Consider the following 13,263-nt stretch of genomic DNA (forward strand, 5'->3'; position numbering starts at 1 on the left):
ATCAGAGCGGCTGCGCCTGCTCCACGAGGCGGGCGAAGAAGCTCGCCCCGATCGGCGCAATCCTGTCGTTGAAATCATAGGCCGGGTGGTGCAGCGTCGCGCTGCTCCCCTGGCCGATGAACAGATACGCGCCCGGCCGGGCCTGCAGCATATAGGCGAAATCCTCGGCCCCCATCTGCCGCGCGGACCGGGTGTCCACCAGTTGCGCGCCCGAGACGTCTTCGGCGGCCTGCGCGGCCTGCGCGACCTCTTCGGCGGAGTTCACGGTCTGGGGATAGCCGCGCTCATAATCGAGAGCCGCCTCCACGTCGTAGCTCGCTGCCTGCCCCTCGACGATCTTGCGCATCCGGTCGATCACCATGCCCTGGACCACCGGGTCAAAGCTGCGCACGGTGCCGCAGATATAAGCGGTGTCGGGGATGACGTTATCGGCCGTGCCCGCGTGGATCTGGGTGATCGAGACCACCAGCTCCTCGGTGGCCACGTGGTTGCGGCTGACAATGGTCTGGATCGCCTGGGCAATGCCCAGCGCGGCGATGATCGGATCGGCGGTCTCATGGGGCATGGCCGCATGCCCGCCCCGTCCCTTCACATGGATGTGGAAGGTATCGACCGCCGCCATGATCGGGCCGTCCTTGGTCAGGAAGAACCCCTCGGGCAGGCCCGGCGCATTGTGCAGCGCGTAGACCTGGGCGATGTCGAACTGCTCCATCAGCCCTTCCTCGCACATCACCTGCGCGCCACCGCCATTCTCTTCGGCGGGCTGAAAGATCACCGCGACGGTGCCCGCGAAATTGCGCGTCTCGGCGAGATAGCGCGCGGCCCCCAGAAGCATGGTCATATGCCCGTCATGGCCGCAGGCATGCATCACGCCCGGCACCTCGGAGGCATAGTCCAGCCCGGTTTCCTCGGCGATGGGCAGCGCATCCATATCCGCCCGCAGGCCGATCACCGGCCCCGGCGCGCGCCCCTTGATCAGGGCCACGACCCCGCTCGTGGCAATCTTGTCATGGACGGCATCCACGCCAAAGCTCCGCAGCCGGGCGATGACGTAGCGCGCAGTGCGGTGACACTCGAACCCCAACTCCGGGTGACGGTGAAGATTGCGCCGCCAGGCCGTCATATCCGGCCCGTATTCCGCGATGCGATTGACAACCGCCATGTGCTGCTCTCCTTGTTACCTCGAGTATGTAACCTTCTTTGCCGACTGTAAAAGGGAGGGCGCGATGGCACATCCCAAGCCCAAGGCACAGGCCCTGCCCCGAGACCAGAGCGACGCGCTCTGTTTTGATCCGGAGGGCGGGCTGCCGCGACTGCTCGAAATCATGCGCCGGTTGCGGGATCCCGAGACCGGCTGCCCCTGGGATGTGGAACAGAGCTTCGAGACCATTGCCCCCTACACGATCGAGGAAGCCTATGAAGTCTCGGATGCCATCGACCGGCAGGACTGGACCGAGCTGAAGGCCGAGCTGGGCGATCTGCTGTTGCAGACGGTGTACCAGACCCAGATCGGCGCCGAGCGCGATCTGTTCGATTTCCACGAGGTTGCCAACGGGATCGCGCAGAAGATGCTCGACCGGCATCCCCATGTCTTTGGGACCGAGAGCAACGCGAAATCCGCCGCGCAGCAGACCCGGGACTGGGAGGTGCAAAAAGCCAAGGAACGCGCCGCCAAGGCCGAGACCGGTGTGCTCGACGGCGTCGCCCTGGGCCTGCCCGCTCTGATGCGCGCGCTGAAACTGCAGAAGCGCGCAGGCCGGGTCGGGTTCGACTGGGACGATGTGGATCAGGTTCTGGCCAAGTTCGAGGAAGAGGCACAGGAGCTTGCCGCCGCCCGCGACAGCGGCAGCCCGGCAGAGCTGCACGAGGAATTCGGCGATCTGCTTTTCGTGGCGGTCAATCTCGGGCGGCATCTGGATCTCGACCCCGAACACGCCCTGCGCGATGCCAATGCCAAGTTCACCCGCCGCTTCGCCCATATCGAGGCCCGCCTGTCCGAGCAGGGGCGCAGTCCGGATGTGGCCAGTCTCGACGAGATGGAAGCGCTCTGGCAGGAGGCGAAGGCCAAGGGGCTCTAGCTCAGCCCGCCGCGCGGCCTTCGGTACTGGTGGCCGGGTCCACGAGGCACCACATGCCTTCGGCACAGACGAGCACAGGCCCGTCGCAATGAAAAACGGTGTATTGGATCGCCTCGAGCGGATGCTGCGCACCGATGCTCAGCGCGGCGCAGGACACCATCTGCCCCGCTTCCCAGCGCAAGGTCTGCGCTCCGGAAAGCAAGAGATCCGCATGGGGCACGCCATCAGGCCCACTGCCCTTGGGCAGCACCCGGGGCCGCGCCGCCGGGCGGGCCTGCAGAAAGGGGACATCCAAACCGATCCGGTCGATCCACTCGATCGGCACATATTGCCCGGACGGGGCCACCACCAGATCCCCCCGCCGCAACAGCGCAGCCGGCACGGGACCGAGATTGGTTTCGATCCGCACATCCGGGCCAAAGCCCGGCACGCTCCAGGGTTCGGCATGCACCGGGGCCCCGGCGCCCCCTGCCTCCGCAGGTCCTTTGAATTCCAAGATTTTTCCGGCGTCCCGCACGCGGTATCTCCCGTCTGGGGCAAGTGACGCCCTCCGAAGAGGGCGCCACAGGCTACTCAGATACTCGTTACTGCGCCCAAGGTCGGCCCCTGAGGCGTTACAGTTTCGTTAGACAGGGGAACTGCGGCACCAGCCGGGCGGTAACAGGCCGAACTGTGACGATTTCATGGGGCTGGGTCCGGCGGGATCTCGCCGGTTTGACGGGCAGGATACCCGGAATTGCCCCGCAAACGGGCAGTCTGGCGGACCGCTGTCGCGCAACTCGGAACACCGGCGGCCTTTGGCTCGGGATTACCGCTGACCCCAGGTCAATCCGCGCGCAGCGCCTGACAGCTCGCTGCCTTATTTACGTTTCCGCCTTGAGGATAGAGTGTTTCCGGCGCTCCTGCGCCGCGCGCGGCCGGCCTCTGAGCCGGGCCAGAATCGTCTGGACAGCGCGGGGGCGAGTTGCGACCCTCTCCCATCCCTTCAGGAGGCTCCCATGCAAGACGGCTCCGCCACGCCCCGCAATATCATCATCGACACCGACCCCGGACAGGACGATGCGGTCGCCATCCTGTTGGCGCTGGCCTCCCCGGACGAGGTCAACGTGCTGGGGATCACGGCGGTGGCGGGCAATGTGCCGCTGGAGTTGACGGCGAAAAACGCGCGCATCGTCTGCGAGCTGGCCGGGCACCCGGAGATCCCGGTCCATGCGGGCTGTGACCGCCCCATCGCCCGCACCTTGGTCACGGCCGAGCATGTCCATGGCAAGACCGGGCTCGACGGGCCGGTCCTGCCGGATCCGACCATGCCGCTGGCCGATCAGCATGCCGTTGCCTTCATCATCGAGACCCTGCGCCGCGCGCCCGAAGGCACGGTGACCCTCTGCCCGCTGGGACCGCTGACCAATATCGCCACGGCCTTTGCCGAGGCCCCCGACATCATCCCGCGCGTGGCCGAGATCGTCTTGATGGGCGGGGCCTATTTCGAGGTGGGCAACATCACCCCGGCGGCAGAGTTCAATATCTATGTGGACCCGGAGGCCGCCAAGGCCGTCTTTGCCGCAGGGGTGCCGCTGGTGGTCATGCCGCTTGATGTGACCCACAAGGCGCTGACCACCGCGCCCCATATCGCGGGGTTTCGCGCGCTTGGCACCCGTGTGGGCGATATGGTTGCCGCCTGGACCGATTTCTTCGAGCGGTTCGACAAGGAAAAATACGGCTCCGAGGGTGCACCGCTCCATGATCCTTGCGTGATTGCCTATCTGCTGCAGCCCGAGCTCTTTTCCGGGCGGCTCATCAATGTGGAGATCGAGGTCGACAGCCCCCTGACCCGTGGCATGACCGTGGCGGACTGGTGGGGCGTGACAGACCGCGCCCCCAACGCGCTCTTGATCGGCGATGTGGATGCAGAGGGGTTCTTCGCCCTCCTGACCGAGCGGATCGGTCGCCTCTAGCTTTCCGGCCCCCGCCCGCCTACATGCGAGCCATGAGCATGCACATCCCCTTCGAGGCGCATTACGCCGCCCTGCCCGACCGTTTCCATGCGCGTATGGCGCCGACCCCCGTGGCCGCCCCGGCGCTGATCGCCGTGAACCACCGGCTGGCACGGGAGCTGGGTCTGGACCCGGAGGTGCTGGAAAGCGCCGAGGGCATCGCCATGCTCGCCGGGAATGCGGTGGCCGAGGGCTCGTCGCCCTTGGCGCAGGCCTATGCCGGGCATCAGTTCGGCGGGTTCAACCCGCAGCTGGGCGATGGTCGGGCGATCCTGCTGGGGGAGCTGCGCCATGCGGATGGCCATCTGCGCGATATCCAGCTCAAGGGTTCCGGGCCCACGCCCTTCTCGCGGCGGGGCGACGGGCGCGCCGCACTGGGTCCGGTCCTGCGCGAATACATCCTGTCGGAGGCGATGCATGCGCTCGGCGTGCCCACCACGCGCGCTCTGGCCGCTGTCACCACGGGCGAGCGGGTGCTGCGCGAGCAGCCCATGCCCGGTGCCGTCTTCACCCGTGTCGCGTCCAGCCATCTGCGCGTGGGCACCTTCCAGTTCTTCGCCGCGCGCGGCGATCTGGAGGCGGTGGAGCAGCTTGTCGCCTTCGCCCGCGCCCGGCACGATCCCGGGGCCGAGACCGCGCTTGACCTGCTCAAGGGCGTGATCGCACGGCAGGCCCGGCTGATCGCTCAATGGATGGGGTTGGGGTTCATCCATGGGGTGATGAACACTGACAACATGACCATCTCCGGCGAGACCATCGATTACGGCCCCTGCGCCTTCATGGAGGCCTACCATCCCGAGACGGTTTATTCCTCGATCGACCAATTCGGGCGCTATGCTTATGGCAAACAACCGGAAATCGCGGTCTGGAACCTCGCGCAGCTGGCCACGGCGATGCTGCCGCTGATCGATCCGGACAAGGACCGCGCCATAGACGTGGCGACCGAGGCGGTGCAGGGCTTTGCCGATCTCTATCAGGCCGCCTGGGCGGAGGTGTTCCGTGCCAAGCTGGGGCTCGTTTCGGACAAGCCCGGGGATGCCGCGCTGGCCCATGACCTGCTTGGACATATGGCCGGGGCCGGCGTCGATTTCACACTGGCCTTCCGGGGGCTCGCCGAAGGGGTGGACGTGGTCCGCGCCCTCTACCCCGAGCCGGAGCGGTTCGATGGCTGGGCCGAAGGCTGGCGCGCGCGGCTGGCGGAGGATGACGGCCCTGCGGAAACCCTGTCGGCACGGCTCAAGGCGGCAAACCCGGCCTATATCCCGCGCAATCACCGGGTGGAGGAGGCCATTCAGGCCGGGCTCACCGGGGATTTCGCGCCCTTCCACGCGCTCAACACCGTGCTGCAGCAGCCCTTTGCTGATCAGCCCGAGCACGCCGCCTATCAGGCCCCAGCCCGGCCTGAAGAAGCCGTGCGCGAAACCTTTTGCGGGACCTGAGCCGGGTCAGTCCCGGATCGGCAGGGCGAAGGTCGACTTGATCTCTTCCATGGAAAGGAGCGCGGTCACGTTGTAGATCCGCACCTCCTGGATCAGCGCCTGGTAGAACTGATCATAGGCCCGGGCATTCTCGACCCGGACCTTGAGGATATAGTCGATATCCCCCGCCAGCCGGTGCGCCTCCAGCACCTCATCCCGGTCCAGAAGCGCCTTGAGGAACCGCTGCTGCCAGTCGGCTTCATGCTCGGACGTACGGATCAGCACGAAGAAGCACGCCTCCAGCCCCAGCGCCTCCGGATCCAGAACGGCGGTCTGCTGTCGGATGACCCCGGCCTCGCGCAATTTGCGGATCCGGTTCCAGACCGGGGTCTTTGACGCGCCCACCTGACGGGCAATTTCCTCGAGCGATTGGCTCGCATCGCGCTGCAACGCCTTGAGAATTTTCCGATCCGTCGCATCCAGTGAAACCGACATCCTATGCGCCCTCGCATTTTAGAACTTTCTGACGCCCTTGGGCGTGATGTAGACTATTTATTCCTTATATTTTCCCTCGTCTAGCAATTTTACGGGAAAAATTTCTATATACAGCAGAGACAAACCCAGGATGCCTTATGCAGCATTTTCCCATTTTCCTCGCGGTGGCCGGTCGCCGCATCGTCCTCGCCGGTGGCGGTGACGCCGCGCTGGCCAAGCTGCGCCTGCTTCTGAAGACCGAAGCGCGCCTGACCGTGGTGGCCCCCGAGGCAGCCCCGGAAATCCACGATTGGGCGGCCGAGGGGCGTCTGACCCTGACCCTGCGGGCGTTCGAGCCCGGGGACGGGATGTGCGCCAGCCTCGTCTATGCGGCCAGCGAGGATCCCGAGGAAGATGCGCGCGTGCGCAAGCTGGCGCAGGCCGATGGCGCGCTGGTCAATATCGTCGACAATCTGGGCGACAGCCAGTTCATCACCCCGGCCATTGTCGATCGCGACCCGGTGACCATCGCCATTGGCACCGAAGGCGCGGCCCCGGTGCTTGCCCGCTCGATCAAGGCGGATCTGGAGGCGAAGCTCTCGCCCCTGCTCGGGATGCTGGCGCGGGTCGGCAAATCTTTCCGTCCCAAGGCCGAGGCCCTGCCCATGGGCCGCGCGCGCCGGGACTTCTGGCGCGACTACTATTTCGGCGCGGGGCCCGCAGCGGCCGAGGCGGAGGGCCCGCAAGGGGCCAAGGCCGCGCTCGATCGCCTGCTCGAGCGGCATCTGAACACCGAGGCCCGCGCGGGCAGCGTGGCGCTGGTCGGCGCTGGTCCGGGCGACCCGGAACTGCTGACCCTCAAGGCGCGCAAGGCGCTCGATGAGGCCGATGTCGTGATCTATGACCGGCTGGTCACGCCCGAAATCCTCGAGCTCGCGCGCCGCGAGGCCGTGCTGGTCTATGCGGGCAAGGAGGGCTTCGGCGCCTCCACCGCACAGGCGGACATCAACGCGCTGATCGTGACCCATGCCAAGGCGGGCGCGCAGGTCGTGCGTCTGAAATCCGGCGACCCGGCGGTCTATGGCCGCCTCGACGAAGAGATTGACGCGCTGGAGGCCGCGCAGATCCCCTGGCGGATCGTACCGGGGATCACCACCGCCTCGGCGGCGGCTGCAGGGCTGGGACAGAGCCTGACCAAGCGGGGGCGCAACTCGTCGCTGCGCTTCCTGACCGGGCATGACACACAAGGCTTTGCCGACCATGACTGGCGCGCGCTGGCCGAGCCGGGACAGGTGGCCGCGATCTACATGGCCAAGAAGGCCGCGCGGTTTTTGCAGGGGCGTCTCCTGATGCATGGCGCGGCCCCGGCTACGCCCGTCACCCTGATCGAGAATGTCAGCCGCGCCGACCAGCGCATCCATGCCACCGACCTCAACGCCCTCGGAGAGGTCGCCCAGCGACTCTCCGGTCCGGCCATCCTGATGTACGGCCTCGCCCCGCGCGAGGCCCGTGCCGCCCTCACCGACCTGAAGGAATTCGCCTGATGCCTCGCAACTTCACCCCGAAAGTCATCACCGCCAACGACCTGCTCGAAGGCGATGTGATCTATCTGGCCCCGAATGATAGCTGGACCCGGCATCTGGACGAGGCCGAAGTGCTCGATGACGAGGCCCATGCCCAGATCCGCCTGCTGGATGCCGAGGCACAGGTCGACCGCGTGGTCGGCGTCTATCTCGCCGATGTAAGCGCGACGCCCAAAGGCGCGGCCCCCGTGCATTTCCGCGAAGCCTTCCGCGCCAAGGGTCCGTCGAACTACGCCCATGGCAAGCAGGAACTGCAGCGCCCCTGACCCCAGAGACAGCGCGCCCGCCCCTCCCCCATGGGCGCAACCGGAGACAGCCAACATGTACAGCTATACCGATTTCGACGAAGCCTTCGTGCGCGAACGCGCCGCCCAGTTCCGCGCCCAGGTCGAGCGCCGCATCGACGGCTCGTTGACCGAGGACGAGTTCAAGCCCCTGCGCCTGATGAACGGGCTCTACCTGCAACTGCATGCCTATATGCTGCGGGTGGCCATCCCCTACGGCACCCTGAACAGCCGCCAGATGCGCCAGCTCGCGATGATCGCGGATCGCTGGGATCGTGGCTACGGCCATTTCACCACGCGCCAGAACATCCAGTACAACTGGCCGAAGCTTCGCGACGTGCCGGACATGATCGACGCGCTGGCCGATGTGGGGATGCACGCGATCCAGACCTCGGGCAACACGATCCGCAACGTGACCGCGGACCATTTCGCCGGGGCCGCCGCCGATGAGATCGCCGATCCGCGACCCATCGCCGAGCTTCTGCGCCAGTGGTCCACGGATCACCCGGAATTTCAGTTCCTGCCACGCAAGTTCAAGATCGCCGTGACCGGGGCCGAAGCCGACCGGGCGGTGATCAAGGCCCATGATATCGGCCTGCAGATCGTTCGGCAGGATGGCGAGATTGGCGTCAAGGTCATCATCGGCGGCGGTCTTGGCCGGACCCCGATGATCGGCAAGGTGGTGCGGGAGTTCCTGCCCATAGCGGATCTGCTGCCCTATGCCGAGGCCATCGTGCGGGTCTACAACCAGCTTGGCCGCCGGGACAACAAGTACAAGGCACGGATCAAGATTACCGTCCACGAGAACGGCATCGACACGATCCGCGATCTGGTCGAGGCGGAATTCGCGATCACCCGCGCGGCCTTCGGTGGCGCGGATCAGGAGTTGTTGCGCGCCATCGCCCCGCAATTCGCAGCCCCCGCATTCGAGACCGGCTCCGTTGCCGCCTATGAAGCCGCCTATGAGGCCGATCCGGTCTTCCGCTCCTGGGTGGATACGAATATCGCGGCGCACCGGGCCGAGGGCTATGCCATCGTGACGATCTCGCTCAAATCCCATGGCGCGACGCCGGGGGATGCCAGCTCGGACCAGATGCGCCTGATGGCGGATCTCGCCGAGGCCTACGGCCATGACGAGCTGCGCATCAGCCATGAGCAGAACGTGATCCTGCCCCATGTGCACCGCGCCGATCTGCCCAAGATCCATGCGGAACTCAAATCCGCAGGGCTGGCCACAGCCAATGTCGGCCTGATCTCGGACATCATCGCCTGCCCCGGCATGGATTACTGCGCGCTGGCGACGGCCCGCTCGATCCCCGTGGCGCAGCAGATCGCCACGCGGTTCGACGAGTTGAAGCTCGAGCATGATATCGGCGCGCTGAAGATCAAGATCTCGGGCTGCATCAATGCCTGCGGGCACCACCATGTGGGCCATATCGGGATCCTCGGTCTGGATCGAGCAGGCGTCGAGAACTACCAGATCACCCTGGGCGGGGACGGCACCGAAACCGCCGCCATCGGCGAGCGGGCCGGTCCCGGCTTTGCCTATGACGAGATCGTGCCCGCCATCGAGCGTCTGATCTACGCCTATATGGATGTGCGCGACAGCGCGGACGAGACCTTCCTCGAAACCTATCGCCGTCTCGGCGCCGCCCCGTTCAAGGCCGCCCTCTACCCGGAGGCCGCGCGGAAAGATGCCGCTTGAGGCGCCTCTCCCTCCGGTGGGCGAGCGGGTCGCCCATCTGAACCAGCGCTACCGGCACCATTCGGCCACCTCGGTGGTCGAACGGGCGCTCGGGGATCCGACCGTGGGGCGGATCGCGCTGGTCAGCTCTTTCGGGGCGGAATCCGTGGTGCTGTTGCATATGATCGCGAAGAAGGCGCCGAAGACGCCGGTGCTCTTCATCGATACGCAGATGCTCTTTCCCGAGACGCTCGCCTATCAGGAAGAAGTCGCGCGCAAGCTTGGCCTGCGCCGGATCGAGGTGATCCGCGCCGCCCCGGCAGCACTGGCGGCCGAAGATCCGGACGGGCTTCTGCACACGCGCGACACGGATGCCTGCTGCGATCTGCGCAAGACGCGACCGCTGGAGACCGCGCTGGAGGGGTATGACGCCTGGATCACCGGGCGCAAACGCTTTCAGGCGGGGACCCGTGCCGCGCTCGAGTTCTTTGAGGCCGATGGTCCCGCCCGCATCAAGGTCAACCCGCTGGCCCATTGGGACCCGGCGGATGTTCAGGACTACATGATCAACAACCGCCTGCCGCGCCACCCGCTGGTGGCCAAGGGCTATCCCTCCATCGGGTGCGCGCCCTGCACCTCGCCGGTGAAGCCCGGCGAAGACCCGCGCGCGGGCCGCTGGCGGGACGCCGACAAGGAAGAATGCGGCATTCATTTCATCAATGGCAAGGTCGTGCGCGGCCCCCTGCCCAAAGGAGACGCGGCATGACCCAGACCGCAGCAACGATTGTCACCGATGCAGGCTTCGGCCCCGAGACCTGGAATGGCGGCTTTACCCCGCTCGACGAGGCCCCCGCCAATGACGTGATCAGCCTCGACCTGCCCAGCGACGCGGATGTCGCCCCCCTGCTGACACGGCTTGACGGGATCGCCATGATCCGCATCGACTTCCCGAGCTTTGCCGATGGGCGCGGCTTCTCGCTGGCCCGGCGTCTGCGCAATGCGGGCTATACCGGGCGTCTGCGCGCGCGCGGCCATGTGCTGGCCGATCAATACGCGATGGCGCGTCGCTCGGGCTTTGACGAGGTCGAGATCGACGCCGCCCTCGCCACGCGCCAGCCCGAAGAGCAATGGCGCGCCCGCGCCGCTTGGCAGGAGCACAACTATCAGGCTCGCCTGCGCGCCTGATTGTCCTCTTTGCAGAGTGTCCAATTCCGTTTAACAGTGGGACCGAGGTGTCAACCTCAGTAGACAGCATGAACAAACCAACCGATGTGGCCCGTACCGTGACCGACGCAACTCCGATCAAAGTTCCCACGCTGCCCGATGCGCAGACCGTCACCGCCGTTCAGCACTATACCGACCGTCTGTTTTCCTTCCGTGTGACCCGGCCGCAGACCCTGCGCTTTCGGTCGGGCGAGTTCGTGATGATCGGCCTGATGGGCGATCCGGACCCGAAAACCGGCAAGCAGAAACCGCTCCTGCGGGCCTATTCCATCGCCTCCCCCTCCTGGGATGAGGAGCTGGAGTTCTACTCGATCAAGGTGCCCGACGGCCCGCTGACCTCGCGGCTGCAACATATCCAGCCCGGCGAAGAGATCATCCTGCGGCCCAAGCCCGTGGGCACGCTCGTCCATGACGCGCTGATCCCGGGCAAGCGGATCTGGTTCTTTGCCACGGGCACCGGCTTTGCGCCTTTTGCGAGCCTGCTGCGCGAGCCGCAGACCTATGAGGATTATGACGAGGTCATCATCACCCATACCTGCCGTGAGGCGGGCGAGCTGACCTATGGGCGCGAGCTGATCGAGGCCCTCAAGGAGGACGAGCTGCTGAACGAGGTGATCGGCGAGGGCTTCTGGAAGAAGATCAAATACTACCCGACCACCACCCGCGAAGAGAGCCCCAAGATGGGCCGGATCACCGACCTGATGAACTCGGGCGAGTGCTTCGAGGATCTGGATGTGCCGGTGCTCAGCCCCGAAACGGACCGGGCGATGATCTGCGGCAACCTCGCCTTCAACCTGGAGCTCAAGGCGATGCTGGAAAGCTACGGGCTCGAGGAAGGGGCAAACTCCAAGCCTGCCCATTACGTGGTCGAGAAGGCCTTCCTCGACTGAGCCCCTCCTCCATTCGAAACGCAATAGCGCCCACCGACATGTTCGGTGGGCGTTCTTGTTTGCCTTGCTCGCACCCTATGTGGACCCCGGCCTGCGGGGGTGCGTGGACGTCACGGCGATAGCGCGTCCGAGCGAAATCCACCGGACGCTGCGCATCTAGGCGCTTTGCTCTGGATGCACGGCATCGCGCGACATCCGGCCTGCGGCGCGCGGCAATGCCTGCTCAGCGCTTGTGTTTGCCCTGCGCATTGCTAGACGGATCTCAACGAAGCAGGGACACCACCGCGATGACCAATCACAGCGCAGACCTCGCCAGAAAGGGCATGCTCGCCGACCCGGGCGATCACTTCAAAGGGCGGCACGAGGTGGAATTGAAGTTCGCTGTGCCGGATCTGGCCCCGCTGCGCCGCCGGTTGGCGCAACTGGATGCAGTGCCCTTCGTGCTGGGAAATGAAGAGACTGATGTCTTTTTCGATCTCGGTGATGGACGGCTTGCCGCCAATGCCCAGACCCAGGTGCTGCGCGAGATGCGGCCCTCCGGGCGGGTGCTCTGGATCTCCAAGGGTCCAGCACCGGATGCCTGCCTGGCCATGGACCTTCCGGCCTTTGCGCCCGCGCTGGCGATGCTGCAGTCGCTTGGCTTCGAGCAGACGCTTTCGATCACGAAACAGCGCGACATCTACTTTCTGGGCGCGCAGCATGTGACGCTGGACCGTGTTGAGGGGCTCGGCACCTTTGTCGAAGTCGCCGCGATGACCGATGACACCGAAGCACTGGAGACGATGCGCCGGGACGTGCGCGCCGCCGCCCGGTCCCTCGGTCTGGACGACGAGGCGCCGGTCACGCAGTCCTATCGCGCGCTCCTGCAGCATCCCGACTGAGGCGCGGCACCGGTATCCGGACCCTCCGGACGCGGGCATTCCGGCCCATATCGGGCGCAGGACCCCGCCCCAGCTGCGAAACGCGCCCTGCATTACCCGCTTGATCGCGCGCCGCTTAGCGCTTACCTTCGCCCACTCAAACGGTGAACGATACAAGGACCAAACCGATAGCCCGCAGACCCCATAACGCTCCGCCGCAACGTGACACTGGCCCCCGCGTAAACGGGCGCATCCGCGCCCCTGAAATTCGACTGATTGATGCTGACGGTGAGAATGTCGGCGTGGTCAGCCCCCGCGAAGCCATGCGGATGGCCGAAGAGGCCGGTCTCGATCTGGTGGAGATCTCGCCAAACGCAAATCCGCCGGTCTGCAAGATCATGGATTTCGGCAAGTTCAAATACGAACAGCAGAAACGCGAGAGCGAAGCCCGCAAGAAGCAGAAGACCATCGAGGTCAAGGAAGTCAAATTCCGCCCGAACACCGACACGCATGACTACGAGGTCAAGATGCGCAACGTGTTCAAATTCCTCGAGAATGGCGACAAGGTGAAAGTCACCCTGCGTTTCCGCGGCCGCGAGATGGCGCACCAGAACCTGGGCCGGGAACTGCTGGAACGGGTGGCCGAGGACACCAAGGAGACCGGCAAGGTCGAGAACATGCCCAAGATGGAAGGCCGTCAGATGGTCATGATGATCGGGCCGCTGACCAAGTAAGCCGCCCCTGATCGAGACGCAAAGCGCCGCCCTCCGAGGC

At 65.7% G+C, this 13,263-nt stretch carries 14 protein-coding genes; 11 read left to right on the top strand and 3 right to left on the bottom strand.

What is annotated here, in order from left to right; all coding sequences use genetic code 11:
- Position 1: 1 nt before the first annotated feature.
- Entirely contained in the window at positions 2–1,162 is a 1,161-nt protein-coding gene (locus ACP150_RS00790; protein WP_424964630.1) for a M20 aminoacylase family protein, read from the bottom strand.
- 64 nt (positions 1,163–1,226) lie between these two features.
- Here ACP150_RS00790 and mazG point away from each other — a divergent pair, with 64 nt between their 5' ends.
- The gene (gene mazG, locus ACP150_RS00795) at positions 1,227–2,078 is read left to right on the top strand and encodes a nucleoside triphosphate pyrophosphohydrolase (protein ID WP_424964631.1); all 852 of its coding nucleotides are present in this window, start codon (positions 1,227–1,229) and stop codon (positions 2,076–2,078) included.
- A 1-nt stretch (position 2,079) separates the two neighbouring features.
- Here mazG and ACP150_RS00800 read toward each other — a convergent pair whose 3' ends face one another.
- Positions 2,080–2,574, bottom strand: a complete 495-nt coding sequence (locus ACP150_RS00800; protein WP_424964632.1) for a Hint domain-containing protein — start codon at positions 2,572–2,574, stop codon at positions 2,080–2,082.
- Between the two features lie 502 nt (positions 2,575–3,076).
- On the opposite strand from ACP150_RS00800, the gene ACP150_RS00805 reads away from it, so the two are divergent.
- Positions 3,077–4,033, top strand: coding sequence for a nucleoside hydrolase (locus tag ACP150_RS00805; protein ID WP_424964633.1), 957 nt, complete (start codon positions 3,077–3,079; stop codon positions 4,031–4,033).
- Positions 4,034–4,065: 32 nt separating this feature from the next.
- Positions 4,066–5,511, top strand: a complete 1,446-nt coding sequence (locus ACP150_RS00810) for a protein adenylyltransferase SelO (protein ID WP_424964634.1) — start codon at positions 4,066–4,068, stop codon at positions 5,509–5,511.
- A gap of 6 nt (positions 5,512–5,517) precedes the next feature.
- On the opposite strand, the gene ACP150_RS00815 is transcribed toward ACP150_RS00810, so the two are convergent.
- Positions 5,518–5,985, bottom strand: coding sequence for an Lrp/AsnC family transcriptional regulator (locus tag ACP150_RS00815; protein ID WP_424964635.1), 468 nt, complete (start codon positions 5,983–5,985; stop codon positions 5,518–5,520).
- Positions 5,986–6,122: 137 nt separating this feature from the next.
- Between ACP150_RS00815 and cysG the strand changes: the two genes are divergently transcribed.
- From cysG to infC, 8 genes are all read left to right on the top strand, one after another.
- Positions 6,123–7,508: a siroheme synthase CysG gene (cysG, locus tag ACP150_RS00820; protein ID WP_424964636.1), complete on the top strand. Its 1,386-nt coding sequence runs from the start codon at positions 6,123–6,125 to the stop codon at positions 7,506–7,508.
- A complete protein-coding gene (locus ACP150_RS00825) occupies positions 7,508–7,813 on the top strand; it encodes a DUF2849 domain-containing protein (protein WP_424964637.1) in 306 nt (101 codons plus the stop codon). Before cysG ends, ACP150_RS00825 begins: the two co-directional genes overlap by 1 nt.
- A gap of 55 nt (positions 7,814–7,868) precedes the next feature.
- The gene (locus ACP150_RS00830) at positions 7,869–9,536 is read left to right on the top strand and encodes a nitrite/sulfite reductase (RefSeq protein WP_424964638.1); all 1,668 of its coding nucleotides are present in this window, start codon (positions 7,869–7,871) and stop codon (positions 9,534–9,536) included.
- Positions 9,526–10,281 (top strand): phosphoadenylyl-sulfate reductase, encoded by a 756-nt coding sequence (locus ACP150_RS00835; protein WP_424964639.1) that lies wholly within the window; start codon positions 9,526–9,528, stop codon positions 10,279–10,281. The genes ACP150_RS00830 and ACP150_RS00835 overlap by 11 nt, the downstream gene beginning before the upstream one ends.
- Positions 10,278–10,700, top strand: coding sequence for a DUF934 domain-containing protein (locus ACP150_RS00840; protein WP_424964640.1), 423 nt, complete (start codon positions 10,278–10,280; stop codon positions 10,698–10,700). The genes ACP150_RS00835 and ACP150_RS00840 overlap by 4 nt, the downstream gene beginning before the upstream one ends.
- 68 nt (positions 10,701–10,768) lie before the next feature.
- Complete coding sequence (locus ACP150_RS00845) at positions 10,769–11,629, top strand: ferredoxin--NADP reductase (RefSeq protein WP_424964641.1); 861 nt, start codon at positions 10,769–10,771, stop codon at positions 11,627–11,629.
- Between the two features lie 287 nt (positions 11,630–11,916).
- Complete coding sequence (locus ACP150_RS00850) at positions 11,917–12,510, top strand: class IV adenylate cyclase (RefSeq protein WP_424964642.1); 594 nt, start codon at positions 11,917–11,919, stop codon at positions 12,508–12,510.
- Between the two features lie 167 nt (positions 12,511–12,677).
- Positions 12,678–13,223 (top strand): translation initiation factor IF-3, encoded by a 546-nt coding sequence (gene infC / locus ACP150_RS00855; protein WP_424965409.1) that lies wholly within the window; start codon positions 12,678–12,680, stop codon positions 13,221–13,223.
- Positions 13,224–13,263 lie beyond the last annotated feature (40 nt).

Source organism: Dinoroseobacter sp. S375, from assembly GCF_049800775.1.
GTDB lineage: Bacteria > Pseudomonadota > Alphaproteobacteria > Rhodobacterales > Rhodobacteraceae > Dinoroseobacter.

Bases quoted from the DNA above. Each gene is read 5' to 3' on its own strand.
- ACP150_RS00790 (WP_424964630.1), bottom strand. From the start codon at position 1,162: ATGGCGGTTGTCAATCGCATCGCGGAATACGGGCCGGATATGACGGCC.
- mazG (WP_424964631.1), top strand. From the start codon at position 1,227: ATGGCACATCCCAAGCCCAAGGCACAGGCCCTGCCCCGAGACCAGAGC.
- ACP150_RS00805 (WP_424964633.1), top strand. From the start codon at position 3,077: ATGCAAGACGGCTCCGCCACGCCCCGCAATATCATCATCGACACCGAC.
- ACP150_RS00810 (WP_424964634.1), top strand. From the start codon at position 4,066: ATGAGCATGCACATCCCCTTCGAGGCGCATTACGCCGCCCTGCCCGAC.
- ACP150_RS00815 (WP_424964635.1), bottom strand. From the start codon at position 5,985: ATGTCGGTTTCACTGGATGCGACGGATCGGAAAATTCTCAAGGCGTTG.
- cysG (WP_424964636.1), top strand. From the start codon at position 6,123: ATGCAGCATTTTCCCATTTTCCTCGCGGTGGCCGGTCGCCGCATCGTC.
- ACP150_RS00825 (WP_424964637.1), top strand. From the start codon at position 7,508: ATGCCTCGCAACTTCACCCCGAAAGTCATCACCGCCAACGACCTGCTC.
- ACP150_RS00830 (WP_424964638.1), top strand. From the start codon at position 7,869: ATGTACAGCTATACCGATTTCGACGAAGCCTTCGTGCGCGAACGCGCC.
- ACP150_RS00835 (WP_424964639.1), top strand. From the start codon at position 9,526: ATGCCGCTTGAGGCGCCTCTCCCTCCGGTGGGCGAGCGGGTCGCCCAT.
- ACP150_RS00840 (WP_424964640.1), top strand. From the start codon at position 10,278: ATGACCCAGACCGCAGCAACGATTGTCACCGATGCAGGCTTCGGCCCC.
- ACP150_RS00845 (WP_424964641.1), top strand. From the start codon at position 10,769: ATGAACAAACCAACCGATGTGGCCCGTACCGTGACCGACGCAACTCCG.
- ACP150_RS00850 (WP_424964642.1), top strand. From the start codon at position 11,917: ATGACCAATCACAGCGCAGACCTCGCCAGAAAGGGCATGCTCGCCGAC.